Source organism: Kitasatospora sp. NPDC041917 (genome assembly GCF_055589745.1).
Genome location: NZ_JBVJBI010000035.1, coordinates 13,661 through 38,825, shown reverse-complemented (window position 1 = coordinate 38,825; position 25,165 = coordinate 13,661). Strand labels below are relative to the sequence as shown.

23 protein-coding genes and 1 pseudogene are annotated in these 25,165 nt (G+C 73.6%); 10 read left to right on the top strand and 14 right to left on the bottom strand.

Annotated features, from left to right (window positions below):
- Positions 1 to 58: 58 nt before the first annotated feature.
- The gene (locus ACZ6EM_RS30905; RefSeq protein WP_452179843.1) at positions 59 to 628 is read left to right on the top strand and encodes an RBBP9/YdeN family alpha/beta hydrolase; all 570 of its coding nucleotides are present in this window, start codon (positions 59 to 61) and stop codon (positions 626 to 628) included.
- Between the two features lie 40 nt (positions 629 to 668).
- Positions 669 to 1,280 (top strand): hypothetical protein, encoded by a 612-nt coding sequence (locus tag ACZ6EM_RS30900; RefSeq protein ID WP_452179842.1) that lies wholly within the window; start codon positions 669 to 671, stop codon positions 1,278 to 1,280.
- An 80-nt stretch (positions 1,281 to 1,360) separates the two neighbouring features.
- Here the strand turns inward: ACZ6EM_RS30900 and ACZ6EM_RS30895 are convergent, their stop codons facing one another.
- The gene (locus ACZ6EM_RS30895; RefSeq protein WP_380551557.1) at positions 1,361 to 2,011 is read right to left on the bottom strand and encodes a GntR family transcriptional regulator; all 651 of its coding nucleotides are present in this window, start codon (positions 2,009 to 2,011) and stop codon (positions 1,361 to 1,363) included.
- A gap of 242 nt (positions 2,012 to 2,253) precedes the next feature.
- Between ACZ6EM_RS30895 and ACZ6EM_RS30890 the strand changes: the two genes are divergently transcribed.
- On the top strand, positions 2,254 to 3,267 hold the full coding sequence (locus ACZ6EM_RS30890; RefSeq protein ID WP_465773790.1) for an asparaginase: 1,014 nt from the start codon (positions 2,254 to 2,256) through the stop codon (positions 3,265 to 3,267).
- A gap of 93 nt (positions 3,268 to 3,360) precedes the next feature.
- Here ACZ6EM_RS30890 and ACZ6EM_RS30885 read toward each other — a convergent pair whose 3' ends face one another.
- The 5 genes from ACZ6EM_RS30885 to map form a co-directional block, all read right to left on the bottom strand.
- The gene (locus ACZ6EM_RS30885) at positions 3,361 to 5,670 is read right to left on the bottom strand and encodes a transglycosylase domain-containing protein (protein WP_452179841.1); all 2,310 of its coding nucleotides are present in this window, start codon (positions 5,668 to 5,670) and stop codon (positions 3,361 to 3,363) included.
- A 256-nt stretch (positions 5,671 to 5,926) separates the two neighbouring features.
- Positions 5,927 to 7,438, bottom strand: coding sequence for an alpha/beta hydrolase (locus ACZ6EM_RS30880; RefSeq protein WP_465773763.1), 1,512 nt, complete (start codon positions 7,436 to 7,438; stop codon positions 5,927 to 5,929).
- Positions 7,439 to 7,643: 205 nt separating this feature from the next.
- The gene (locus ACZ6EM_RS30875) at positions 7,644 to 8,069 is read right to left on the bottom strand and encodes an acyl-CoA thioesterase (protein WP_359912486.1); all 426 of its coding nucleotides are present in this window, start codon (positions 8,067 to 8,069) and stop codon (positions 7,644 to 7,646) included.
- A gap of 84 nt (positions 8,070 to 8,153) precedes the next feature.
- Complete coding sequence (locus tag ACZ6EM_RS30870) at positions 8,154 to 8,849, bottom strand: HAD family hydrolase (RefSeq protein WP_465773762.1); 696 nt, start codon at positions 8,847 to 8,849, stop codon at positions 8,154 to 8,156.
- Between the two features lie 40 nt (positions 8,850 to 8,889).
- A complete protein-coding gene (gene map, locus ACZ6EM_RS30865) occupies positions 8,890 to 9,657 on the bottom strand; it encodes a type I methionyl aminopeptidase (protein ID WP_401054919.1) in 768 nt (255 codons plus the stop codon).
- A 98-nt stretch (positions 9,658 to 9,755) separates the two neighbouring features.
- On the opposite strand from map, the gene ACZ6EM_RS30860 reads away from it, so the two are divergent.
- The 3 genes from ACZ6EM_RS30860 to ACZ6EM_RS30850 all read left to right on the top strand — a co-directional run bounded on the left by ACZ6EM_RS30860 (position 9,756) and on the right by ACZ6EM_RS30850 (position 12,409).
- Entirely contained in the window at positions 9,756 to 10,025 is a 270-nt protein-coding gene (locus ACZ6EM_RS30860) for a helix-turn-helix domain-containing protein (RefSeq protein WP_387695482.1), read from the top strand.
- Positions 10,026 to 10,294: 269 nt separating this feature from the next.
- On the top strand, positions 10,295 to 11,332 hold the full coding sequence (locus ACZ6EM_RS30855) for a lysine-2,3-aminomutase-like protein (protein WP_452179836.1): 1,038 nt from the start codon (positions 10,295 to 10,297) through the stop codon (positions 11,330 to 11,332).
- A gap of 114 nt (positions 11,333 to 11,446) precedes the next feature.
- Positions 11,447 to 12,409 (top strand): DMT family transporter, encoded by a 963-nt coding sequence (locus ACZ6EM_RS30850; RefSeq protein ID WP_401051581.1) that lies wholly within the window; start codon positions 11,447 to 11,449, stop codon positions 12,407 to 12,409.
- A gap of 162 nt (positions 12,410 to 12,571) precedes the next feature.
- Here ACZ6EM_RS30850 and ACZ6EM_RS30845 read toward each other — a convergent pair whose 3' ends face one another.
- From ACZ6EM_RS30845 to ACZ6EM_RS30835, 3 genes are read right to left on the bottom strand one after another with little or no spacing between them, the layout of a single operon-like run.
- Entirely contained in the window at positions 12,572 to 13,978 is a 1,407-nt protein-coding gene (locus tag ACZ6EM_RS30845; RefSeq protein WP_465773761.1) for an ABC transporter substrate-binding protein, read from the bottom strand.
- Positions 13,979 to 14,029: 51 nt separating this feature from the next.
- Entirely contained in the window at positions 14,030 to 14,932 is a 903-nt protein-coding gene (locus ACZ6EM_RS30840) for a carbohydrate ABC transporter permease (RefSeq protein WP_401051578.1), read from the bottom strand.
- Complete coding sequence (locus ACZ6EM_RS30835; RefSeq protein ID WP_401051576.1) at positions 14,929 to 15,861, bottom strand: carbohydrate ABC transporter permease; 933 nt, start codon at positions 15,859 to 15,861, stop codon at positions 14,929 to 14,931. The genes ACZ6EM_RS30840 and ACZ6EM_RS30835 overlap by 4 nt, the downstream gene beginning before the upstream one ends.
- Before the next feature lie 226 nt (positions 15,862 to 16,087).
- On the opposite strand from ACZ6EM_RS30835, the gene ACZ6EM_RS30830 reads away from it, so the two are divergent.
- On the top strand, positions 16,088 to 16,774 hold the full coding sequence (locus ACZ6EM_RS30830; protein ID WP_401051573.1) for an SMI1/KNR4 family protein: 687 nt from the start codon (positions 16,088 to 16,090) through the stop codon (positions 16,772 to 16,774).
- Positions 16,775 to 16,842: 68 nt separating this feature from the next.
- Here ACZ6EM_RS30830 and ACZ6EM_RS30825 read toward each other — a convergent pair whose 3' ends face one another.
- The 3 genes from ACZ6EM_RS30825 to ACZ6EM_RS30815 all read right to left on the bottom strand — a co-directional run bounded on the left by ACZ6EM_RS30825 (position 16,843) and on the right by ACZ6EM_RS30815 (position 19,666).
- Positions 16,843 to 17,604 carry an SDR family NAD(P)-dependent oxidoreductase gene (locus tag ACZ6EM_RS30825; RefSeq protein ID WP_401052033.1) on the bottom strand — a complete coding sequence of 254 codons (762 nt, stop codon included), beginning with the start codon at positions 17,602 to 17,604 and terminating at the stop codon, positions 16,843 to 16,845.
- The gene (locus ACZ6EM_RS30820; protein ID WP_401052036.1) at positions 17,601 to 19,010 is read right to left on the bottom strand and encodes an MFS transporter; all 1,410 of its coding nucleotides are present in this window, start codon (positions 19,008 to 19,010) and stop codon (positions 17,601 to 17,603) included. Before ACZ6EM_RS30820 ends, ACZ6EM_RS30825 begins: the two co-directional genes overlap by 4 nt.
- A gap of 77 nt (positions 19,011 to 19,087) precedes the next feature.
- Positions 19,088 to 19,666 (bottom strand): TetR/AcrR family transcriptional regulator, encoded by a 579-nt coding sequence (locus ACZ6EM_RS30815; protein ID WP_359912446.1) that lies wholly within the window; start codon positions 19,664 to 19,666, stop codon positions 19,088 to 19,090.
- Between the two features lie 152 nt (positions 19,667 to 19,818).
- On the opposite strand from ACZ6EM_RS30815, the gene ACZ6EM_RS30810 reads away from it, so the two are divergent.
- The gene (locus ACZ6EM_RS30810; RefSeq protein WP_401052039.1) at positions 19,819 to 20,292 is read left to right on the top strand and encodes a DoxX family protein; all 474 of its coding nucleotides are present in this window, start codon (positions 19,819 to 19,821) and stop codon (positions 20,290 to 20,292) included.
- A gap of 76 nt (positions 20,293 to 20,368) precedes the next feature.
- Here the strand turns inward: ACZ6EM_RS30810 and ACZ6EM_RS30805 are convergent, their stop codons facing one another.
- Both ACZ6EM_RS30805 and ACZ6EM_RS30800 read right to left on the bottom strand, forming a co-directional pair.
- Positions 20,369 to 20,680, bottom strand: a complete 312-nt coding sequence (locus ACZ6EM_RS30805; protein WP_375875015.1) for an MTH1187 family thiamine-binding protein — start codon at positions 20,678 to 20,680, stop codon at positions 20,369 to 20,371.
- Between the two features lie 87 nt (positions 20,681 to 20,767).
- Positions 20,768 to 22,249: a SulP family inorganic anion transporter gene (locus tag ACZ6EM_RS30800; RefSeq protein WP_452180117.1), complete on the bottom strand. Its 1,482-nt coding sequence runs from the start codon at positions 22,247 to 22,249 to the stop codon at positions 20,768 to 20,770.
- Between the two features lie 748 nt (positions 22,250 to 22,997).
- On the opposite strand from ACZ6EM_RS30800, the pseudogene gcl reads away from it, so the two are divergent.
- A pseudogene (gcl, locus tag ACZ6EM_RS30795) lies at positions 22,998 to 24,383 on the top strand (glyoxylate carboligase); the annotation flags it as partial.
- 186 nt (positions 24,384 to 24,569) lie between these two features.
- Positions 24,570 to 25,058: a glutathione peroxidase gene (locus tag ACZ6EM_RS30790; protein ID WP_465773760.1), complete on the top strand. Its 489-nt coding sequence runs from the start codon at positions 24,570 to 24,572 to the stop codon at positions 25,056 to 25,058.
- Positions 25,059 to 25,165 lie beyond the last annotated feature (107 nt).

Here is a 25,165-nt window from a genome sequence, read left to right as displayed (position 1 = left end):
GCGGGTGGGACGCCCGGCTGCGGAGGCCGGCGGCCCGGGTCCTAGACTCCTGCTGCCTGTGACCGTCCCCCTCCCGGAGAAGCCCATGCCCGACCGCACCACCCACCTCGTCCTGCCCGGCTACCAGAACTCCGGCCCCGAGCACTGGCAGACCCGCTGGGAGGCGGCCGAGCCGGACTCCTTCCGCCGGGTCGAACAGGCGGACTGGGACCACCCGGAGCGGACGGACTGGGTGGCCCGGGTGGACGCGGCGGTGGCCGCCGCCCGGGGCCCGGTGGTACTGGTCGCCCACAGCCTGGGCTGCGTCACGGCGGCCCACTGGGCGGCCACCGCCGCCGCCGGGCGGACCGCCGCCGTCCGGGGCGCGCTGCTGGTGGCCCCGGCGGACGTCGACACCGCCGAGGTCCCGGAGCTGGTGGGCTTCCGCCCGGTGGCGCTGGAGCCCTTGCCGTTCCCGGCCGTGGTGGTCTCCTCGACCGACGACCCGTGGGTCTCCCCCGAGCGGGCCCGCGCGTTCGCCGCCGCCTGGGGCGCCCGGTACGTCGAGCCGGGCGCGTACGGGCACCTCAACTCCGACTCCGGACTGGGCGACTGGCCGGAGGGCCGGAAGCTGCTCGCCGAGCTGTGACCGCGACCACGGGGGAACGGGGAACGGGGGCGGAGGGACGATGAACCGGGGGACGACGAACCGACGCACGTCCCGGTCCAGGCGCGTCCTGGTCCGGCTGCTGGCGGCCGGCGGGCTGGCCGCCGTGCTGCTCTACACCGAGGGGCAGTGGGAGAGCCGGTCGGGCGGGCGGATGCTGGTGGCCGACCTGTTCAACCGGCCGGAGCTGCTGCTCGGCGGCGCGCTGGCGGCGCTGATCGCGGCCGCCTGGCTGGGCGACCTGCGCGCCGCGGTGCGGACGGCCACCCGGACCGTCACGGTGACCGCCGGGGTGGTGTTCCTGCTCGGCGTGGTGGCCGCGCACAAGGTGTCGGCGGCCGAGACCCGCAGCCGGGAGGACGCCCCGGCCGGGGCCGAGCGCGCCCTGGTGGTGGTGCACCGCTCGTACGCCACCGGGCCGGAGTCGGGCGAGCACTGGCAGGTGCTGCTGGAGAGCGGTGAGGGCTGGTCGGCCCGGCGCTGGTCGCTGGCGGACGTCGGCAGGGACCAGGGCGACGCCCGGCTGGTGGAGGCGAGCTGGACCGGGCGGGAGCAGATCACCGTGGTGACCGACTCCTATCGGCGGGTGTTCAACCTCGACCAGGACAGCGGGGAGCCGGTCGCGGCGCGGTAGCCCGGCCCGACCCGAGGCCGTCGCCCGTCGCCCGTGGGCAGCTGGGCAGCTGGGCAGCTGGGCAGCTGGGCAGCTGGGCGTCACTGCTCCGTCATGTGCGCGATCATCTGCTCCCGGACCCGGTCGAGGTGGCGGGCCATGACCTCGGCGGCGCGGTCGGCCCGGCCCTCGGCGACGGCCTCCGCGAGGTGCTCGTGGTCGGTTATCGAGGCCTCGGTGTGCGAGGCCGGCACGTTGTGCCGGCTGCGGAGCACCGCGATCTGCTGGTGCACGCGCTCCACCTGTTCGGCGATCCGGGGGCTGCGGGCCGCGTCGAGCAGCGCCTGGTGGAAGTCGAGACTGCTGCGGTGGGCGAACCGGCGGCCCCCGGTCATCAGCTTCCTCGACTGTTCGCACGCCCGGCGCAGGGCCGTGACGTCCTTGCGGTCGCGCCGCTCGGCGGCCAGGCGCGCGGCGGCGGTCTCCAGCGCGGACCGCAGCTCGAACAGGGCCTCGACCTCCCGCGGGCCGGCCTCGAAGACGACGGCGCCCTTGTTGGGCACGTGCACGAGCAGGCCCTCGCTGACGAGCTGCCGGATGGCCTCGCGCAGCGGTCCCCTGCTGATGCCCAGCTCGCGGGCGACCTCCACCTCGTTGATCCGGGTTCCGGACGGGATCTCGCCGGTGAGGACGCGCTCGCGGAGCGTGCCCACGAGCTGGCCCGCCAGGCCGCGCCGGAGGGTCTCTGGCATGGGTGGTGTCCGTCCGTTCGGGACTGGCCGCCGCTGTCGTCCGGCCAGGTCGGGGGGTGTGCCCGGGGTGATGGGCCGGAGCGCCGTGGCGTCGGCGGCCGACGGTGGCACAGGGCCGCGTCCGAGTATGTCAGCACCCGGCGGGGGCATCGGCGCGGACCACGTTAAAGTGATAACTGTTGACACTTCGAGTCGTCCTTTCGGCCGTGGGGCCGAAGAGAGGGGAATGCGCTGTGCACGCGATGGTGGCGGAGGTGTGGCGAGGTGACTTCCTGGAGTCGGTGCACCACGGGACGGTCCTCGCACTCGGTCCTGACGGGCGGACGGTGCTGAGCGTCGGCGAGACCGACCGCCCGATGTACCCCCGGTCGTCCAACAAGCCGCTCCAGGCCCTCGGCATGCTGCGTGCCGGACTCGACCTGGACGGCGAACTGCTGGCCCTGGCCTGCGCCAGCCACTCCGGCGAGGCCTTCCACCTCGACGGCGTCCGCGAGATCCTCGGGGGCGCCGGCCTCGACACCAGCGCTCTGCGGTGCACGGCCGCGCTGCCCATCGGGGAAGCCGCACTGCGGGACCACCTGGCGGCCGGCGGCGGCCCCACTCCGCTGACGATGAACTGCTCGGGCAAGCACGCCGCGATGCTCGCCACCTGCGTCGCCAACGGCTGGGACACGGCCACCTACCTCGACCCCGGCCATCCCCTGCAGCGGGCCCTGCGGGACACCGTCGAGGACCTGGCCGGCGAGAAGGTCGCCGCGACCGGCGTGGACGGCTGCGGAGCCCCCCTGTTCGCCATCGGCTACCGCGGCCTGGCCCGGGCCTTCGCCGCACTGGCGACGGGCCCCGCCGGGTCACCGGAACGGCGGGTCGCCCGGGCGATGAACCAGCACGCCGAGTACGTCGGCGGGACCGGTCGGGACGTGACCCGCCTGATGCGCGCGCTTCCCGGCTCGGTCGCCAAGGACGGCGCGGAAGGGGTCTACGCCCTGGCGCTCCCCGACGGCTCCACCGTCGCGCTCAAGATCGCGGACGGCTCCACCCGGGCCCGTCCCGTGGTGCTGGCCGCCGCGCTGCGACGGCTCGGCGTCCCGGTGGACACCGACGACACCCTCGCCGAACTGGCCGTCGTCCCCGTCCTCGGACACGGCGAACCGGTCGGCGCGGTGCGCCCGGCCCGGGCGCTCCTGGACGGTTCGCCGCTCCGGCCCACCCAGCCCGGCGCCACCGAGCCCGGCGCCACCGCCCCGACGGCCTGACGGCCTGCCGCCGCCCGGACGCACGGCGGAACCCCCTCCGCCCGCGCGCCGCGGCCCCGCCCGAGTACGGGTACTCGGGCGGGGCCGGGCGGCTCACCGGTCCTCGGGGTCCGCGGTGCCGGGCGGGGCGAAGGGCCCGGTGCGGCCGGGGGTCGGGGTGCCCCCGCGCGGCCTGCCGGTGTTCCCCGGGCCGCCGGTGGCGGGGGCGCCGGTGCAGGTGGCCGAGCCCGGTGTGCCGCCGGGGGTGGGGCAGTTGGTGTCCCGCCGCACCGGGTCCGGGATGTAGACGGTGGTGAAGTCCTTCTCCGGCATGTTCCGCACCGCGTCGCTCATCGCCTGCTGCCAGATCGGGCCGGGGCCGGTGGCGCCGAAGACCTCGGCCTGGTACTTGCCGCCGATCCGGATGTTGCGCATCGGCACCTTGGTGCCGGGGCTGCCCAGCCAGACCGAGCCCGCCAGGTTGCCCGTGTAGCCGGTGAACCAGGCCGACTTCTTCTCGTCCGTCGTCCCGGTCTTGCCGGCGATCTGGCGGCGGTCGTCCAGGCCGAGGTCCCGCGCGGTACCGCCCTTCTCGGTCACCCCGAGCAGCACGCTGTTGATCACGTCGGCGGTGTCCTCGGACATCGCCGGGGTGCACCGGACCTGGGGCACCGGGACGTCGGCGCCGTCCACCGTGGTGATCCGGTTGATCGCCATCGGCGCGCAGTAGGTGCCCCGGGCGGCGAAGGTCGCGTACACGTTGGCCATGGTCAGCGGGCTGACCTCCTGGGTGCCGAGGCCGAGCGCCGGCACCTCCTGCAGCGCCGAGCCGTCGGCCTTGCCCTCCATGCCCAGCTTGTTGGCCATCTGCTTGACGGCGCAGAGGCCGATCTCCTGCTCCATCTGCACGAAGTAGGTGTTCACGGAGAGCGCCATGGCCTGCTTGAGCTCGTACGGGCCGACCTCGGAGGTGCTCTCGTTGGGGATGGTCCCCTCCTTCTTCCCCTTGCTGAGGTTCTTCCAGGTGCCGTCGCAGGTCCGCATCGTCGGCCAGTCCATCCGGTTGGGCGAGTCGTACCGCTGGGTCGGCGACAGCCCGGCCTCCAGGGCGGCGGCGGCCACGATCGGCTTGAAGTTGGAGCCGGGCTGGAAGCCGATGCCGCCACCCATCGCCGCGTCCACGTTGTAGTTGACGACGGTCTCGTTCTTCTCCTTGGCCAGGCCGTACGGGCGGGTCTGCGCCATCGCCAGGATCTTGCCGCTGCCGGGCTCGACCATCGTCATCGCGGCCGAGACCGGGTCGGTGACGTACACCTTGGTGGAGACGGCGTTCTGGGCCGCGGCCTGCTTTTCCGGGTCCAGCGTGGTGTAGATGTTCAGGCCGCCGGTGTCCCACAGCTTCTTGCGCTCCGCCGTGCTCTTGCCGAACGCCGGGTCCTGCTTGACCACGTGGCGCACGTAGTCGCAGAAGAAGCCCATCCCGGCCTGGGCGGTGATGCAACCGTTGCGCGGGTCCTTGTAGTTGAGGCCGAGCGGGGCTGCCTTCGCCTCCCTGGCCTGCTCCGCGGTGATGTGCTTGTTCTCCACCATCTTGTCGATGACGGTGTCGCGGCGCTTCTGGGCGGCCACCGGGTGCAGCTTCGGGTCGTACTGGGACGGGTTCTGCACCAGCCCGGCGAGCATCGCCGCCTCGGGCAGGACGAGGTCCTTGGCGTCCTTGCCGAAGTAGCGCTGGGAGGCGGCCTGGATGCCGTACGCCTGGTGGCCGTAGAAGGTGATGTTGAGGTAGTTGGTGAGGATCTGCTCCTTGGTCAGGTCCTCCTCCAGCTTGATCGCGTACCGGAGTTCCTGGATCTTGCGGCCGAGCGTCTTGCGCTGCGCCTCGCGCACCGCGTCCGGGTCGTCCCCGGCCTTCTCCACGTTGACGTTCTTCACGTACTGCTGGGTCAGGGTGGAGGCGCCCTGGACGGCGGCTCCGCTCTCCGCGTTCTTGGTGATCGCGCGCAGGATGCCCTTGAGGTCGACGGCGCCGTGCTCGTAGAACCGGGCGTCCTCGATGTCGACCTGCGCCGTACGGATCAGCGGGGACATCTGGTCGGCGGGTATGACGGTCCGGTCGCGCTCGTACACCTTGGCGATCAGACCGCCGTTGGCGTCGAAGATCTGGGTCGCCTGGCTCAGCGGCGGGGTCTTGAAGTCGTCGGGGATGCTCTCGAAGCCCTCGGCGCCGTTCTTCGCCCCGAGTCCGACCGCCCCGGCCGCCGGGAGGATCAGGCCCGCCAGCAGGATGCCGCCCAGCACGCTGGCGCCGAGAAAGGTGGCCGCGTGGCCCAGGATGCCGAGCGGGGTCTCGCGGCGCCTCGGGCGCGGCACCCAGGTGTCGCCCGGGTCCGAGGCGGCGGGTATGCGGCTCTTCGGTGACATAGATCGAACATTACGGCCGTCAACAGGCCGTGGGGGGCGGGTGCTGGCGAAGGATTGTCACAAAATCGCGACGGATTCGACTCATTCCCGAGGGCCGAACGGGCGTGCACGCAGGAACAAGGGCCGTTCGTCCACGGCCCGTTGCCCCCGCGCGCTGCGTCCCGTGCCTGTCCGGCCCTACCCGCCCGGCCTTCCCCGCCCGGTCTTCACCGCCCGGTCTTCACCGGCTCGGCCGGCGCCGCTCGGGCCGCGGCGCTCAGCCCGCCGGGCAAAAGACGTCCCGGGCCGGGCGGCGGCCGGTGACCAGGTAGTCCGTCACCACCTGGTCACCGCAGGCGTTCCCGTTGGCCCGGTACACGTCGTGGCCGCCCGAGTCCACCGCCACCATCCGCGCCCGGTCCCCGAAGGCCGCCCGCAGCTTGAGCGCACCGGCGTACGGCGTCGCGGGGTCGCGCAGGTTCTGCGTGAGCAGCACGTTGGCCGGGCCGCGGTCGGTCACCCGCACCGGCGGCTCGGCGGGCGCGAACGGCCAGAAAGCACAGGGCATCACGTTCACCGGCAGGCCGGCGGTGAGCGGACGGGCGGCGCGGTCCGCGGTGACGGCCTTGGCGTAGCTCGCCGGGTCGGTGGGCCACTTGACGTCGTTGCAGAGGGTGCCGACCGAGACGGCGAGGGTGTTCTGCACCGCCTGCAGCTCCCGCTCGCCCAGCTTGGGCGGGGCGGGCAGCGGAGCACGGCCGAGACCGGCCAGCATCAGCCGGGCGAGGACCGGGAACTTCGCGTCCGCGTACATGCTCTCCAGCAGGGTCTCGCGCAGCACGTTGCCGTTCAGCTCCGCCGGGTTGGCGCCCTCCCAGGGCAGCGGGGCCCGGTCGAGGCGGGCGGCGAGGTCGAGGAAGAGCGGGCGGACCTCCTCGGGGGTGTCCGCGACCCGGTCCGGGTTGTCCGGGGCCGACGCCCAGGCGGCGAAGTCGGGGAAGCGGTCCTCCACGCCCCGGCCGTAGTTGTCCAGCCAGCCGCGCCCGACCCGGGTCGGGTCCGGGTCGTCGTTGCTGTCCAGCACGATCCGGTCGGTGCGCTCGGGGAACATGGTGGCGAAGACCGCGCCCGCGTAGGTGCCGTACGAGACGCCCCACACGGAGAGGCGGCGCTCGCCGAGGGCACGGCGGACGCTGTCGATGTCGCGGGCCTCGTTGGCGGTGGAGATGCTGCGCAGCACCGGGCCGCCGTTGCGCGCGCAGGTCTCGGCGACGCGGCGGGCGGTGGCCAGGTTCCCGTCGATCGAGCCGTCGGCGGCCGGCCAGGGACGCACCTTGACCATCGACAGGTCGGCGGTGTCCAGTGCGCAGCTGACCGGGGTGGAACGGCCGACGCCGCGCGGGTCGAAGCCGACCACGTCGTAGCGGTCCCGGACGGACTGCGGCAGGTGCCCCGCCATGCCGTGGACGAGGTCGAGGCTGGAGCCGCCCGGTCCGCCGGGGACGGCCAGCAGCACGCCGCGGCGGAGGCCGGGATCGGCGGCGGTGATCCGGGAGACGGCGAGGGTGATGCGGGGGCCGTTCGGGTCGGCGTAGTCCAGCGGGACGGTGACCTCGGCGCAGCGCTGGGGGCTGTCGGCCGGGGCGTCCGGACAGGCCGTCCAGGCCAGGCCGTCCCTTCCGGGCGGTGCGGTGCCGGCCGCGCCGGCGGGCAGGGCGCTCAGCGCGGTCATGGCGAGGGCGGCGGCCGCGGTGACCGCGGCGGTGATGGTACGGGTGGGCTTCGTCATGCCCAAGAGTCTGCTGCGGCACGGGACTTGGTCCCATCCGGACAGCGGGCCGGTCGGGGGTGGGGAAATCCCCCGGGGACGGGGTGGAGACCGCCGTCGGTCGCGGTCTCCAGCCGTGGAGGGGTGGGGGCGGTGGGCGGGGCCGGTTTCGCCGGGCGGGTTCGCCGGGCCGGTTCGCCGAGCCGGGTTCGCCGGGCCTGTTCGCTCAGAGGCCGAGCAGGCCCGGGTCGGCGGCCAGGGCGCGCAGCGGCTCGCGCGGGTCGGCGACCAGCCTGCGCTCCGTCAGGTCGAGGATGCCGCCGACGCCGGTGATCTCGGCGGCCAGCACGCCGTCCTCGCGGACCAGCCGCTGCACCAGCTGGAAGGTCTTGCCCTCCCGCCAGGTGAACGAGCAGCCCACCTCCACCGAGTCTCCCGCGCGCAGCTCCCGCAGGTACTTGACCGTGGTCTCCAGGACGACCGGGCCGACCCCCTCGGCGACCAGGTCCGCCTGGCGGATCCCGGCCGCCCGGAGGTACTCCCAGCGGGCGTGCTCGGCGTACTGGAGGTAGACCGCCTGGTTGAGGTGACCCTGGGAGTCGGTCTCGTACCCGCGGACGGTGATGCGTGTGGTGAAGTCCTGATCACTCATGTCCGCACGCTACTCCGGGCCGCGGGCGTGCCACCTCGTGTCCTGCGTCACGCCGTCACGCCGCCGGGTCCGGCCTCTCCGGGATCATCCGGTCAGGACGTCCAGCACCGGCGTGAGGGCCTCCGGGCGCCGGTCGACGGGCAGGTGCTCGACGGGGTGGAAGCCGCAGCCGAGCGCGGTCGCACCGCCGTCGCAGGTACGGTCGTCGCCGACCATCAGGACGTCGGCCGGAGCGAGCCCGAGCCGCTCGCAGGCGATCTCGAAGATCACCGGATCGGGCTTCTGCGCGCCGACCTCGTACGACAGCACGTAGACGTCGACCAGTTCCGCCAGGCCGTACGCGCGGAAGACCGGCCGCAGGTCCCAGCCGATGTTGCTCACCACCGCGACCGGCACGCCCCGGCGGCGCAGCTCGCGCAGCACGGCGGCGGTGTCCGGGTACGGCCGCCAGTTCGCGGGCGCCCAGTGGGACTCGTAGAGGGCGTCCACGTCGAGGGCGGCGGGCGGCTCGGCGTCGCGGGTCAGCGCGGTGTACGCGGCCCGGTGCAGCTCCGGGGTCAAGTCCCGGGTGTCCCACGCCGGCTGGACCTCCGGCCGGATCCGCCGCGGCGGCACCCCGCCGGGCAGGGCACCGAACTCCTCCAGCCGGGCCACCAGTTCGGCCTCCTCCCGGGCCGGCAGGACGAGGCCGGTGGCGGCGGTGTGGGCCGCCAGCCACTCGGCGGTGGGGACGACGCCGAAGAGGGTGCCGGAGAAATCGAACATCACGCCTTTGGTCATGGACCCCGAGCTTAGGGCGTGCCTTGTGGATCTTGTCGGATCAGGGCAGGGTGAGAATGCGCGGACCGTCCTCGGTGATGGCGACGGTGTGCTCGACGTGGGCGGCGCGGCTGCCGTCGACGGTGCGCAGGGTCCAGCCGTCCGGATCGGTGCGGTGGTCGTCGCGCCCGCCGGCCAGCAGCATCGGCTCGATCGCCAGCACCAGGCCGGGGCGCAGCGGGTAACCCCGCCCCGGGCGGCCCTCGTTGGCCACGTGCGGGTCCTCGTGCATCCGGCGGCCGATGCCGTGCCCGCCGTAGCCGTCCAGCAGGCCGTAGCGGCCGGCGCGGGCGACGGTGCCGATGGCATGGGCGATGTCCCCGGTCCGGTTGCCGACCACGGCGGCGGCGATGCCCGCTTCCAGGGCGCGCCGGGTGGTCTCGATCAGGGCGGTGTCCTCGGGGCGGGCGGTGCCGACGGTGAAGCTGACCGCCGAGTCCCCGGCCCAGCCGTCCAGGAGGGCGCCGCAGTCGATGCTCACCAGGTCGCCGTCGCGCAGCCGGTAGCCGTTCGGGATGCCGTGCACCACGGCGTCGTTCACCGAGGCGCAGATGACGGCCGGGAACGGGACGGGCGCGAAGGACGGGCGGTAGCCGAGGAACGGCGAGCCGGCCCCGGCGGCCTTGAGCACGCCCCGCGCCACCTCGTCCAGCTCCAGCAGGCTCACGCCGACCGCCGCCTGCTCCCGGACGGCCGCCAGCGCCTGCGCGACCACCCGTCCGGCCTCGCGCATCGCGGCCAGCCCGGCGTCCGACTTGAGTTCGACCATGGTGCTTCTCTCCTCTGGATCCAATTCTTATACCGGTATTTGTATCACGGTCGCGGGGCGTGGACGCCGGGCGGCGAGGGGGCCGTAGACTCGTCGGCATGGTGAGGACTCCGCTGACCCCGTGGGAGCGCGAGCGCGGCGAGCGCTTCGGGGCGCTGCTGCGCGAGGCGCGCGGCGAGCGCAGCATGGTCGAGGTGGCCGCGGCGGCCGGCGTCTCGGCCGAGACGCTGCGGAAGATCGAGACCGGCCGGGCGCCGACACCGTCCTTCTTCACCATCGCGGCGCTGGCCTTCGCGCTCGACCTGTCCATGGACGACCTGGCCGCCGCGTGCGCGCCCCCGGAGAGCGGCGAGGCGCTCTCCGCCTAGCGCAACCCCTCCGCGGCGCCCGTACGCGGACCGTTAACATCCGGTGACGCGGCCTCCCGGATATTGTCACAATCAAAACTTGACGCGTTTATGCCACCGGACTAGCGTCGTCGTTCGTCGGCCTTCTCGGTTTTCACCGCCGAATCGATTTCCGAAGCCCTCCTCAAATCCCGTGATGATGTCGCTCGCGGGAATTTCGGTGTCCGTCGAAACGCGACGCGACACCGTCCGCCGAACGATCTTCATCGGTTTCCCCAGGAGCTGAAGACATGGTCGCCCCGCGCCCGATTCGCACGCCCAAGGAACTGCTCGCCCAGCAACTCGTCCCCGAGGAAGAATTCGCGACGATCACCGACGTCGCCAAGAAGTACGCCCTCAGCATCACTCCCGCCATGCGCGGGCGGATCGTCGAGCTCGACGATCCGGTCGCCCGTCAGTTCGTGCCCACCGGCCAGGAATTGATCTCCCTGCCGGAGGAGCGGGAGGACCCGATCGGCGACGACCCCTTCACCCCCGTCAAGGGCATCACCCACCGCTACCCGGACCGGGTACTGCTCAAGCCGGTGCTGGTGTGCCCCGTGTACTGCCGGTTCTGCTTCCGCCGGGAGGTCGTCGGCCCGGGCGACTCCATGCTGAAGGAGGGCCAGCTCGCCGCCGCCCTGGACTACATCCGCAGTCACCCGGAGATCTGGGAGGTGATCTTCACCGGGGGCGACCCGCTGATCATGTCCCCGAGCCGACTGCGGCCGATCCTGGCGGCGCTCGACGCGATCGAGCACGTCAAGGTGATCCGCTTCCACACCCGGGTGCCGGTGGTGGATCCGGACCGGGTGACCGAGGAACTGGTCGGGGCGCTCACCCTGGACACCCCGGTCTGGGTCGTCGTGCACACCAACCACAGCCAGGAGATCGGCCCCGGCGCGCGTCGCGCGCTGCGGCTGCTGGCCGGCTCCGGCATCCCGCTGGTCAGCCAGACGGTGCTGCTCAAGGGGGTCAACGACACCCCCGAGGCGCTGGAGGACCTGTTCCGCACCCTGATCGTGAACCGGGTCAAGCCGTACTACCTGCACCACGGCGACCTCGCCGTCGGCACCAGCCACTTCCGCACCACCATCGCGGAGGGGCAGGCGCTCGTCCGCCGGCTGCGCGGCCGGGTCTCGGGCATGTGCCAGCCGACGTACGTGCTCGACATCCCCGGCGGCCACGGCAAGGTGCCGATCGGCCCGGGCTACCTGAACGGCGACGGGACCGTGACCGACCCGTGGGGCATCACCCACACCTACCCGCCCCGGAGCAGCACGGACTGATCCTGCGGCAGTGCCCGGGGAGCCGACCGGCCGACCGGTCCGACGAGCGCCGAGCACTGAAACGACCGAGCACCGAGGACCGACCGCCCGACGCCGAAGGGAACCCACCGGCCCATGGTCACCGAACCCACCCCGTGCCGACCGGACTCCGCCCTCCCGACCCGCTCCCGGAGCTCCGCGACCGGCGTGATCGGCAACGCCGTCCGCCACCCGGGCGGAACGCTGACCCTGATCGGGGCCTCGGCGATCTGGGGCCTGTGGACCACCGCGGAGAAGTACGCCCTGCGCGGGCTCCCGGTCGTGACGGTGCTCGCCGTCTCCCTGGTCACCGCCGCCGCCCTGCCCTGGGCCCTCCTGCTCCGCCGGGGCCACCGGCGCCCGCCGCGCGACCAGCTGCGGCGGCTCGCCCTCCTCGGGCTGTTCGAGCCGATGGTCGGGTACGGGGCGATCGGGCTGGGGATGGCGCACATCGACGCGACCCAGGCCTCCGTCCTGCGCGGCTCGGAGGCCTGCTTCGTGGTCGCGCTGGCCGCGCTGGTCGGCCGCCGGGCACCCACGCCGCGCGCCGTCGGCGGCGTGGTGCTGGGCGCGGTGGGCATCGCGGCGCTGGGCGGCAGCCACGCCGTGTTCGGGCTCGGTACGGGGGACCTCCTCGTCCTGCTCGGCACGGTGGCGGCCGCGGCGGCCACCATCCTCACCGGACGGATCGTCCGGGACACCGATCCGCTGGTCGCCACGGCCTACCAGTTCGGCTTCGGGCTGCTGTTCACCGTGCCGCTGATCGCCGGTCAGTGGCTGCTGGGCGGCGGCCTGACCACCGGCGGGGCCCGCCCGCTGCACTGGCTGGTCGCGGCCGGGGTCTGCGGCGGCGGGCTGGCGGGCGCGTTCCTGATGTACAACCGCGCCGTGACCCGGACCCCGGTCACCACGGCGGGCGTGCTGCTGAACATCATCCCGGTGTTCGGGCTCGCCTTCGCGGTGCTGCTGCTGGGCGAGCGCATCGACGCCTGGCAGTACGGCGGGGCCGCGCTGATCCTGGCCGGGATCTTCCTCTTCTCCGAGGCGGACACCGCGTAGCGGCGGCCCCGACGGCGGCGGCCCGCCCCGCGCGCGGTGCGCGGGGCGGGCCGCCGCCGTGCCGGCGTCCGGCCGCAGCGGTTCCGATGGTCAGCCGCGGCGGCTCCGGCGTTCGACCGCGGCGGTTCGGCCGCGGCCTCTCCGGCGATCGGCCGGGGCGGTTCAGCCGACCGAGCTGTTGTAGCTCTCGATCGCCGGCTGGAGCTCCTTCGCGGCGTCGGCCAGGGCCTGCTGGGCCGGCTTGGTGCCCGCGATGGTCTGCTCGATCGCGGTCTCCACGCCCTTGCGGGCCTGCGGCATCACGCCGAGCAGGCAGCCGGCCGTGGCCGGGGTCGGCTTGGTGGCCTTCAGCTGGTCGATCGCGGTCTGGAACTGCGGGTACTTGGCCACCCACTCCTTGTCCTTGGGGTCGTCCAGGGACTTGGTGTTGACCGGGAAGTAGCCGGTCCCGGTGTGCCAGACGGCCTGCTGCTCGGGGGCGGAGACGAACTTCTCGAACTCCCAGGCCGCGCGCTTCTCGGCGTCCGAGTGGCCGGGGCCGCTGATCCACAGCGAGGCGCCGCCGATCACCGGGCCGCCCTGGTCGGCGGCGTCGACCTTGGGGAAGGCCGCGGTGCCGACGCCGAACTTCGCGGCCTCGGTGTAGCCGCGCAGCACGCCGGTGGACTCCAGGTGCATCGCGACCGTGCCGGCCTTGAACGCGGCCTGGGCGTCGTCGGTGGTGCGGCCGGTGTTGGCCGCGTAGCCGCCCTTGACCAGGTCGGCCCACCACTGGACGATCCGGGCGCCCTGGGCGGAGTCGAAGACGACCTTGCCCGCCTTGTTGCCGCGGCCGTTGTCGTTGTCGCAGTACATGGCGCCGGACTCGGCGAGCAGCTGCTCCACGAACCAGCCGTAGATGGCGGCGCCGAAGCCGTACCGGACGGTCTTGCCGTCGGCGTCCTTCTTCGTCAGCTTCTTGGCCAGCTCGCCCAGCTCGTTGAGGTCCTTGGGCGCCTGCGCCGGGTCGAGGCCGGCCTCCTTGAAGGCGTCGGTGTTCAGGTAGAGCAGCGGCATCGAGGAGTTGAACGGCATCGACTGGAGCTTGCCGCCGACCGAGTAGTAGTTGCGGATGTTGGCGTCGAGGTCGTCCAGCGCGTAGCCGTCCTTGTCGGCGAAGGCCTGGGCCGGGACGGTCTGCTTGGAGTCGATCATGAACCGGGTGCCGATGTCGTAGACCTGTGCCAGGGCGGGGGTGCCCTTCTGCTGCACGGCGGCCTTGTACTTGGTGACCAGCTCGTCGTACTTGCCCTGGAACTGCGCCTTGACCTCGACCTTGCCCTGGTGGGCGGCGTTGAACTGGCCGACCAGCCCGTTCAGCACGTCGGCGTTCTTGCCGGTCATCGAGTGCCAGAACTCCACGGTGGTGACACCGGAGGCCTGGTCGAGCGCCTGGGCGCCGGGCGCTCCGGCGTCGGAGGAGCCTCCGGAGCCGGAACCGGAGCCGGAGCCGGAGCCGCTGGAGCTGCAGGCGGTCAGGGAAAGGCCGGCCACCAGCAGGGCCGCGAGCGCGCGCGCACTCTTCTTCACGAGGGTTCTCTCTCTATCCGGGAAAGCGGGGGACGTGGACGGGACACGCGGTCAGCGGACGGCGCCCGCGGTGAGGCCGCGGACGATGAAGCGCTGGCCGAAGACCACCAGGGCGAGGGTGGGCAGCAGGGAGAGCACGACACCGGCCAGGATCAGCCCGGGATCGGCCATCTCGGAGTCGCGCAGCGAGGTCAGACCGATCTGGAGGGTCTGCATGTTCGCCGTGCGGGTGATGATCAGCGGCCAGAAGTACTGGTTCCAGGCCGACAGGAAGACGTAGATCGACAGCGCCGCGAGGGCCGGCTTGTTGAGCGGGACGACGATCCGCCACAGGAAGCGCCAGTGGCCGGCCCCGTCGATCCGGGCCGCGTCGCGCAGTTCGCCGGGCAGCTGGCGGAAGGCCTGGCGCAGCATGAAGGTGCCGAAGCCGGAGGCCAGGAAGGGCAGCACCAGGCCGAAGTAGGTGTTGCCGAGCCCCCAGCCGGACAGCGTCAGGTAGTTGGGGATGATGATGGCCTCCCACGGGACCATCAGCGTGGCCAGGAACACCCCGAACAGCACGGCCCGGGCCTTCATCGGCAGGAACACGAACGCGTACGCGGCGAGCACCGAGGTGAACAGCTGGGCGAGCGTGATGACGGTCGCCACGATCGCCGAGTTGGCGTACTGGCGGGCCAGCGGGATGGCCTCCACGGCGCCGGAGAAGTTCCGTCCGGTGACCGAGTGCGGCACCAGGGCCGGCGGGTAGGAGGAGAGTTCGGACGGGCCCATGAAGGCGCCGGCGATCGCGTAGTAGACCGGGAAGGCCACGGTGACGACCGCGACGGCGAGCAGCAGGTGGACGGCGGCGCGGCCGAGCAGGTCGCGCGGGGAGCGGCCGGCGAGGGCGCGGGCGCGCGGGCGGGGCGCCTCGGCCTGCGCCCCGGTCTCGGTCTCGGTGGTCAGGGTGGTCATGCGTAGTGCACCTTCCGCTCCAGGACGCCGAACTGGACGGCCGTGCAGGCGAGGACGACCACGAGCAGCACCACGGCCTGGGCGCTCGCGGTGCCGAAGTCGCTGGAGCCGTAGGCGAAGGCCTTCTCGTAGACGGAGTAGACGAGGGTCCGGGTGGAGCCGTCCGGCCCGCCCTTGGTGAGGATGTGGATCTGGCCGAAGCTCTGGAGCGCGTGGACGGTGGAGACCACGGTCAGGAAGAACAGGTTCGGTCCGAGCATCGGGACGGTGATCGAGCGGGCCAGCCGCAGGCCGGAGGCGCCGTCGATGCGGGCCGCCTCCAGGACCTCCCCCGGGATCGAGCCGATGCCCGCGGAGAGCACCAGCACGTTGTAGCCGAGGTTCATCCACACCGTGGTGACGGCCACCGAGAGCAGCGCGTACCGGGAGTCGGTCAGCCAGCCGACCGGGCCGAGGCCGACGTGCGAGAGCAGGCCGTTGAGCACCCCGCTGGCGGGGTTGAAGAACACCGCGAAGACCACCGAGGCGCTGGCCACCGAGAAGGCGAAGGGCAGTGCGAACGCCGAGCGCAGCAGCCGCACGCCGCGGATCCGGTTCTCCAGGAGCAGCACCAGCAGCAGCGCGCCGAGCACCCCGGGCACCACGGTGAGCAGGGTGAACAGGGCCGTGGTCGTCAGGGTGCGGCCGAAGTCGGCCGAGGCGAACAGGTCGGTGTAGTGCTTCGTCCCCACGTAGCGGGAGGGCGCGCCGAAGAGGTCGTTGGCGTGCCCGCTGAGGTAGACGGTCCGGCCCAGCGGGTAGCCGATGAAGAGGACGAAGACCACCAGGGAGGGCAGCAGGAAGGCCCAGGCGAGCCCGTGTTCGCCCCAGCGCCCTCCCCGTGGGGAGCGGCGGCCCGGGAGGGGCCCGGTGTGCGGTGCGGTCGGCATCGTTCGCGCGTCCGCCTTTCGTGATGTCGGTTCCGGCCGAAACCGTGTCTTGCCCGAACGACGGCGTGGAAACCCCGTGGTGATCAACGGGTGTCGCCGGGATTACGCGTTCGCGTCAGATCCGGCCGGTCGTGCCCGGACGGGCGGCGGAGGGGCTGCGCACCGGCGGCGGGCGGGCTGTCGAGCGGTTCACCGCGTTGTCGGAGGGGTGGCGTACGGTGCGCGGGTGGACGAAACGGAATTCGACATCCCGGCGGCAATGGCCGAAAGTGTGCGCTCCCGCGCGGGTGCCTGGGCGCTCGTCAGGGGCTTCGCCGCCTACTGGGGCGAGCCCCTGGGGCCGGGCGACGGCTTCGCGGACGCGGAGCTGGACGCGGCCGAGCGGCGGCTGGGCCTGCGGCTGCCGGTGGCGCTGCGCGAGGCGTACCGGCTGTTCGGCCGCCGGGCGGACCTGACCAGCAGCCAGGACGTGCTGCTGACGCCGGACGAGCTGCACGTGCTGGACGGCGCGCTGGTGTACCGGGCGGAGAACCAGGGCTGTGCGCACTGGGGCGTGCCGCTGGACGCCCTCGACCGGGAGGACCCGCCGACGGTGGGCCGGCTCGACCTGGCGGACAAGTCACAGGAGCGGTGGGAGCCCTGGGAGGAGCGCTTCTCCACGGCGGCCGCGGCGATGGCGATGATGGAGAAGCTGCTGGAGGAGCACGAGCTGACCGACTTCCTCGAATTGGAGGACGAACTGCCGGACGGTCTCCTGGAGTTGCCCGCGCTCGGCCGCAACTTCCGCTGGTACCAGGGCCCGGAGGTGCTGGTCGGGGTGGCCGAGGAGGCCTGGGTGGCGGCCCGCGCCCGCACCCCGCAGGCGCTGGACGCGCTCTACGGGGTGCTGCCCGGGGAGTGGCTGGGCGAGTAGCCGGCCGGCGGTCGGGCGGAGGAGATTGCCGGGCGGAGGGGCGGAGGGCTGCCCGGCGGAGGGGCGGGTCAGGCGGAGGAGCCGCCGTCCAGCACCAGGTCGCTGCCGACGGTGTAGCCCGCCTCGTCGGAGGCCAGGTACAGCACCGCGGCGGCCACCTCCTCCGTCGCGCCGACCCGGCCGACCGGGACCTCGGCCCTCATCCGCTCGGCCTTGGCCTCGGCGTCCTCGCCCGGCCGGGAGGACATCGGGGTGTCCACCGCGCCGGGGCTGACGGTGTTGATCCGCACGCCCTCGGCGATGTGGTCGAGGGCGGCGGCCCGGGTCAGCACGGTGACCGCGGCCTTGCTGGCGGCGTAGGCGCCGACGCCCGCGATCCGCTTGTGGGCACCGAGGTTGGACGAGACGTTGACGATCGCGCCGCCGCCGTGGGCCCGCATGTGGGCGATCTGCGCCTGCATGGCGAGCAGGGTTCCGGTGACGTTGACGCCGATCACCCGCTGCCACTCGGCCTCGTCGATGTCGGCGACCGGGCCGGCGGCGCCGAACACTCCGGCGTTGTTGACGGCGACGTCCAGGCCGCCGAACAGCTCGACGGCCTCCCGGACCAGCCGGGCGGCGTCCTGGGCGTTCGTCACGTCGCCGGTGAGCGCGACCGCCTTGCCGCCGGCCCGCTCGATCAGCTCGACGGTCCCGGCGAGCGGGCCCGCGCCGCGGCCGGCGACCGCGACCCGGGCGCCCTCACGGGCGAAGGCGAGCGCGATGGCCCGGCCGATGCCGCTGCCGGCGCCGGTGACCAGGACGGACTTGTCGGCGAAACGCGTGGTCATGAGGTGAACTCCTTGATGCGGTCGGCGTGTTCGGTTGCGGTGGGGCTGGTGGGGCTGATGGTCCGGGGCAGGGCGGCGACCGCGACGGCGGTGAGCGCCAGCCCGACGGCGGCCGCCGCGAAGGCCGCGGCGTAGCCGCCGACCACGCTCGGGCGGGTGGCGGCGAGCGCCATCAGGGCGGCCAGTCCGGCGGTGGGGCCGAGTTCCATGGCCGTGTTGAACACTCCCGCGGCCAGTCCGGTGCGCTCGGGCGGCACCCCGCCGGTGGCGAGCACGGTCGCACCGGCGAAGGCCGCGGCGGCGCCGGCGGGCAGCAGGAGCAGTCCGGGCAGCAGTCCGAGGGCGTAGCCGCTGCCGGGGCCGAGCCCGGCCAGCAGGCCGAGTCCGGCGGCGGCCAGGGCGAGGCCGCCGGCGGTGACCGCCACCGGGCCGTACCGGACGCTCAGCGGGCCGGCGAGCCGACTGGAGAGCAGCAGGACGGCCGCGTACGGCAGGAAGGCGGCGGAGGTGGCCGCGGCGCTCCAGCCGAGCAGCTGCTGGAGGTAGAGCGACAGCAGGACGAAGGTGAGCGCGGTGCCGGCGGCGGTGGCCATGACGGCCGCGAGCGCGGTGGCCCGGCGCCGGTCGGCGAGGAAGCCGGGCGGCAGCAGCGGGTCGGCGGTGCGGCGTTCGGCGGCGGCGAAGGCCGACAGCAGGAGCGCCCCGGCGACCAGCGGGCCGTACGTCCCGGGGCTGCGCCAGCCGTGTTCGGTGGAGGCCACCAGAGCGTAACTCGCCGTGCAGACACCGGCGGTGGCGAGGGCGGCACCGCTCAGGTCCAGCGCCGGGCGGGTGCCGACCGGGGCGGCCGCGGGCAGGGCCGCGGAACGGACGAGGCCGAGCAGGGCGACCAGTACGGGCACCGCGAACAGCCAGCGCCAGGAGACCGCCGCGGCGACCGCGCCCGAGACCACGCTGCCGACGGTGGCCCCGAGCACCGACAGACCGCCCCAGGTGGCCATCGCCCGCCGGTAGGCAGCCGGTTCGGGGTGCAGCACCCGGACCACCGCGACCGCCGCCGGGGCGGTGAGGGCGGCGCCGACGCCCTGCACGAAGCGGCTCGCCAGCAGGACGGGGTAGCCGGGCGCGAGGGCGCAGGCGATCGAGGCGGCGGCGAGCAGCGCCAGGCCGGCGCGGAGCACCGGGCGGCCGCCGTGGCGGTCCGTCAAGCGGCCGCCGAGCAGCAGCAGGGAGCTGAAGGAGAGCCCGTAGGCGGCGCTGAGCAGCAGCACCCCGGACGGGCCGAGCCCGAACTCCCGCGCCACCAGCGGCAGCGGCACGGTCAGGATCATGATCGTGAAGATCAGCACTGCCTGGACGACACCGAGCAGCGCGAAGCCGTACCGGCCGGTAGTGATGACGGCCATGTAAAACCCTCCCCTCTATAAAGACCGTTCGGTCAAGAATGAGCCCCGAAAAAGACGCCGGCCCGGGCCGGCCGGCGTCAGTCCAGCAGTGCCAGCGCCTGCTCGGCGGCATCCCGCGCCCGGGGCGCGCCGTCGGCGGTCTTGCCCACCACCCGGATGCCCTGCAGCAGCACGACCAGCATCCGGGCGAGCGTCCGCGGATCCCGCCCGGCGGGCAGTTCGCCCTGCGCGGCGGCCCGCGCCAGGGCGGCGGTGAGCAGCGTCTCCAGGCGGTCGAGGCTCGCCTCCACCCGGCGGGACGCCGCCGGGTCGTGCGGGGCCAGCTCCACCGCCGTATTGGTGACGAAGCAGCCGCGCCGGCCCTCCTCCTCGTCCGTCACGGCGTACCGGCGGACCAGCGCCCTGACCGCCGGCAGCGCCGGGCCGGGCCGGGAGAGGTCGAGCAGCCGTGCCGAGTCGCTCTGCTCGCAGTAGCGCTCCAGCGCCCGCAGGTACAGCTCGCGCTTGCTGCCGAAGGTCGCGTAGATGCTGGCCCGGGCGATGCCGAGCCGCTCGACCAGGTCGGCCATCGACGTCGCCTCGTAGCCGCGCTGCCAGAACAGCTCCAGGGCCGCCTGCAGCGCCGCGTCCGGGTCGAATTCCTTCGTTCGCGCCATGCCGGGAACAGTAGCCCTTTCTGGACCGAGCGGTCAAGAAAGAGCAACTATTGGTCCAGACCTGATCTCTGACGGAGCATTGCCAAGTGGACTAGACCAAGTCTACCCTTACCGCTCCCATCCACCTCCTTCCCCCACAGGAGGCGTTTCGCATGCCCGCACACCGCCCCAACCACCCCCGGCAGGCCGCCGACGCCGCCAGACCCGTCGTGCTGACGGCCTTTCGGATCGTCGTCGGCCTGCTCTTCGCCTGCCACGGCGCCGCCTCGCTGTTCGGCGTGCTCGGCGGCGCCAAGGGCGGCGGCACCGTCCCGCTCGGCCAGTGGCCCGGCTGGTGGGCCGCGCTGATCCAGCTGGTCGGCGGCGCCCTGGTGCTGCTCGGCGCCGGCACCAGGGTGGCCGCCCTGCTCTGCTCCGGCTCGATGGCCTACGCCTACTTCACCGTCCACCAGGAGCACGCCCTGCTGCCCCTGCAGAACGGGGGCGAGCCCTCGGTGCTGTTCTGCTGGGCCTTCCTGGCCATCGCGACGCTCGGCTCCGGCCCGTACGCCCTGGACCGGCTGCTCACCCGCAGGCCGCCGGCCGCCGCGGCCGAGCCGGCGATCCGGCCGACGCCGACGGTCTGATCGGCCGGCCAGAGCCAACCAGCTTCCGGAGAAGCCCACCTGACGGTCCGTCGGTCGTCAACGGTCCGACGGTCCCTCAGCGGTCCGACGGGCCCCCGGCGGCCAGGTGCCGCTCGACCGAGGCGACCTTGGCGGTGAGGCCGTCGGTGACCCCGGCCCGGTCGTCGATCTTGATGACCGTGCTCACCCGGTTGCCGTACGCCTTCACCGCCTCGATCGCCGCCCTGATCACCGGCATCACCTCGTCCCACTCCCCCTCGATGCTGGTGAACATCGCGTCCGTGCGGTTCGGGAGACCGCTCTCCCGCACCACCCGGACGGCGGCGGCCACCGCCTCCCCCACGTCCTCGCCGATCCCCAGCGGGGTCACCGAAAAAGCTGCGATCACGGCTCTGCGCTCCTTGTGCTGGACGACACGGGTCGCTGGTCCGGGCCGACCCGAACCAGCGACCAGGCTAGAGCCTGCCTCCTGACCTCAGGCGACGCCAGGCAGCGGCGGGTCGACCGCCAGCGGCGCGGTGGAGCGGGCCCGGTGCTGGGCGGCCCAGGAGACCAGCGCCACCGTGCAGGCGTGGTCCAGGTGGCGCAGCCCGGACCAGTCCAGCTCCACCGGCCGGTCCGCCGGCAGCCGCTCCAGGGTGTCCAGCAGTCGGGGCAGCCGCAGGAAGGTGGCGTTGCCGCTCAGCCGCACCCGGTGCAGCGCCTCCCCGGTCGGCTGCGGCTGCTCCTCCACCGCGATCTGCAGGTGCGAGGTCTGCCAGGCGGACTTGGCCACCGCCAGGCCGACGCCGATCAGCACCCCCTCGAACAGGTCGGTGGCGATGATCGCGGCCGCCGTCACCACCAGCACCAGCGCCTCGCCCAGGTGCCCGCGGCAGAGCGCGACGATCCGGCGCAGCGGCACCAGCTTGGCGCCGGCGTGCACCAGGACGGCGGCCAGCGCGGTGAGCGGCACCAGCCCGAGCGCGCCGGGCAGCAGCGCGGTGAACAGCAGCAGCCAGCCGCCGTGCAGCACCCGCGAGGCCTTGGTGCGAGCGCCGGCCTGGACGTTGGTGGCGCTGCGCACGATCACGGCGGTCATCGGCAGCGCGCCGAGCAGTCCGCAGACGGTGTTGCCGACGCCCTGGGCGGTGAGTTCGCGGTCGTAGTGGGTGCGCGGGCCGTGGTGCATCCGGTCGACGGCGGCGGCGCTGAACAGCGTCTCGGCGGAGGCGATCAGGGTGAAGGCGACGACCGTGCCGAGCCCGGCGGTGCCGGCCAGAGCAGTCAGCGACTCGCGGTCGGGCAGGTGCACCACGTCGAACAGTCCGGCCACCCGGATCCGGGCCACCGGCAGGTCGGCGACCGCGGTGACGGCGGCGGCCAGGCCGACGGCGGCCAGCGGGGCGGGGACGGCCCGGGCGGCGCGCTCCGGCAGGTACTTCCAGCCGACCAGGACCAGCAGGGTGCCGAGGCCGAGGGCGACCGCGCTCGGGTTGGCCGCGGCGGTCAGCACGTCGCCCAGGAGGGCGGGCAGTCCGGCGATCTTCTCCGGCCCGGTGGCGGGGGCGCGGCGGTCGGCGAGCGCGTAGAGCTGGCCGAACACCAGGGTCAGTCCGATGCCGGCCAGCATGCCGTGCACCACCGAGGCGGACATCGCCCGGAACCAGCGGCCGAGCCGCAGGGCGCCCATCGCCAGCTGGAGCAGGCCGGTGGCGAGCACCAGCAGGCCGAGCGCGCCGGCGCCGAAGCGCTGGACGGCGTCGGCGACCAGGACGGTCAGTCCGGCGGCGGGGCCGCTGACCTGGAGGCTGCTGCCGGGCAGCAGGCCGACGACCAGGCCGCCGACGATCCCGGTGACCAGCCCGAGTTCGGCCGGGACGCCGGAGGCGACGGCGACGCCGACGCAGAGCGGGAGGGCGACCAGGAACACCACCAGCGAGGCCGGCAGGTCATGGCGCCAGGGGACGGCGCGCAGGACGGCGGCCGGGGTGCGGGGCCGGCCCGGCGGGCCGTGCTTGCGGAGGCGGCCCGGCGGGCTGTCGCTCCGGTGGGGCGGCGGGTTCACCCGGTCACCACCAGGGACCGGGCAGGGGTGCAGCAGCGCATGGGGACGTTCCTTCCGCGCGCCCGCCGCAGCGGGCGCGCCGTTGCAAGGGCGGGGAGCACGAGGAAGAAGGGGAGCACGAGGAAGAAGTGGGGAAGGGACCGCGCCGGGGGCGGCGACAGCGGTACGGCCGCGGGTCCGGGCGGACCAGAGCGCGGCGGCGGGTGTCGGGTCGGTGCGGCCAGGGGGGTGCGTCCCTCGCTCGGGTGCGGCGGACCGGGCACGCTGGTCCTGGACGGGGCCACCGGCGGAGTTCCCCCGCTCCGCGGCGCTCCCAAACCCCCCTGCCGCGGCCTCAGTTGGACGTCACGGGCCCGGCGTGCCACCGACGGTACCCAGCGCGGCGGGGCGGGCCGACGACCGGCACCGTCCCTTCACCGCCACTGCACACCGGCTGCGCTTCCCGGCGCGGAGCGTCCGGTTCCCCGGGTACACCAGCGCGACTGCCGTTCGGGCATGCGAATCCCCGCCGGTCCGGCCGCGCCGCGCCGCCCTGCTCCCGGCCCGTTCTCCCGCCCCACCGCCGACCCACCGGCGCCCCGCCGCCACCCCGCCGCCGACCCCGCCCGAGGCTTCCACATTCTGTTGAACTCCTCTTGACGCCCCGACGGACCCCGCCGTGCTGGAGGCCGCGCAGGTCCCCGGCGTGTTCCAGCAGGCCTTCCACCTGATGCGCTCCGGCCGCCCCGGCCCGGTCCTGATCGACCTGCCGATCGACGTCCAGCTCACCGAGATCGACTTCGACCCGGAGGCCTACCAGCCGCTGCCGGTCTACAAGCCGGCCGCCAACCGCACCCAGATCGAGAAGGCCGTCGCGCTGCTCCAGCGGTCCGAGCGCCCGCTGATCGTCGCCGGCGGCGGCGTCATCAACGCCGACGCCGGCGAGCTGCTGCTGGAGTTCGCCGAGCTCACCGGCGTCCCGGTGGTCCCGACCCTGATGGGCTGGGGCATCGTCCCGGACGACCACCGGCTGAACGCCGGCATGGTCGGCCTGCAGACCTCGCACCGCTACGGCAACGAGACCTTCCTCGCCTCCGACTTCGTCCTCGGCATCGGCAACCGCTGGGCCAACCGCCACACCGGCGGCCTGGACGTCTACACCGCGGGCCGCACCTTCGTCCACGTCGACATCGAGCCCACCCAGCTCGGCCGGATCTTCGCCCCGGACCTCGGCATCGCCTCCGACGCCAAGGCCGCGCTGGAACTGTTCGTCGAGGTGGCGCGCGAGCTGCGGGCCGCCGGCACCCTCAAGGACCGCGGCACCTGGGCCGCCTCCACCCAGGAGCGCAAGGCCCTGCTCCAGCGCCGCACCCACTTCGACGACGTGCCCCTCAAGCCGCAGCGCGTGTACGAGGAGATGAACAGGGCCTTCGGCCCGGAGACCCGCTACGTCACCACCATCGGCCTGTCCCAGATCGCCGGCGCGCAGCTACTGCACGTCTACCGGCCGCGGCACTGGATCAACTGCGGCCAGGCCGGCCCGCTCGGCTGGACCGTCCCGGCCGCGCTGGGCGTCGCCACCGCCGACCCCGGGGGCCAGGTCGTCGCGCTCTCCGGCGACTACGACTTCCAGTTCATGATCGAGGAGCTGGCGGTCGGCGCCCAGCACCGCATCCCGTACGTCCACGTGCTGGTGAACAACTCCTACCTGGGCCTGATCCGCCAGGCGCAGCGCAACTTCGACATCGACTACCAGGTCAACCCGGAGTTCGAGAACGTCAACTCCCCGGAGCTGGGCGTCTACGGCGTCGACCACGTCAAGGTCGTCGAGGGCCTGGGCTGCAAGGCGATCCGGGTCACCGAGCCGCAGGGCCTGCTGCCCGCGTTCGAGGAGGCCAAGAAGCTGGCCGCGGAGTTCCGCGTCCCGGTCGTGGTCGAGGCGATCCTGGAGCGGGTCACCAACATCTCGATGGCCGCCGCCGACATCGACAAGGTCAACGAGTTCGAGGAGACGGCCACCCTCCCGGAGCACGCCCCGACGGCCATCAGGCCGCTGGCGCTCTGAACGCACGCTCGGCCCGCTCCGAACGCGCCGCGGCCGGTCGCGCGGGGGCGGACGAGCCGCTCCGCACGCCCCCACGCGCCCCCGCACCCGGAACACCGGCACGCCGACCGCGGTTGATCAGGTCACGGCCGCTACCGTGGCCCCGGAAGAGGCCCGGCCCGACGACTCCCCGAAAGGACCACTCCCGTGAGCCTGTACGACATCCCGCTGCGCACCCTCGACGGCGCGGCCACCTCGCTGGCCGACCACAAGGGCAAGGCGCTGCTCATCGTCAACGTCGCCTCCCGGTGCGGCCTGACCCCGCAGTACGAGGGCCTGGAGCGGCTCCAGAAGCGGTACGCCGGGCGCGGGTTCACCGTGCTGGGCTTCCCCTGCAACCAGTTCGCCGGGCAGGAGCCGGGCAGCGCCGAGGAGATCCGCACCTTCTGTTCCACCACCTACGGCGTGACCTTCCCGCTGTTCGAGAAGATCGACGTCAACGGCGAGGACCGCCACCCGCTGTACGCCAAGCTCACCGGGGTCGCCGACGCCGACGGCCAGGCCGGGGACGTCTCCTGGAACTTCGAGAAGTTCCTGATCTCCCCGGACGGCACCGTCGTCGCGCGCCTGCGCCCCCCGGTCGACCCGGAGGCGCCGGAGCTGATCACCGCGATCGAGGCCGCACTGCCGGCCTGACCGCGCGCGCACCACGAAGGCTCGGGGCCCGCAGCCCCGGGCCTTCGCCGTGTGCGCACCCGGGGAGGACGCGCCGGGGCCGGGGCGAAGGGCCGGGCGCCGTGTCG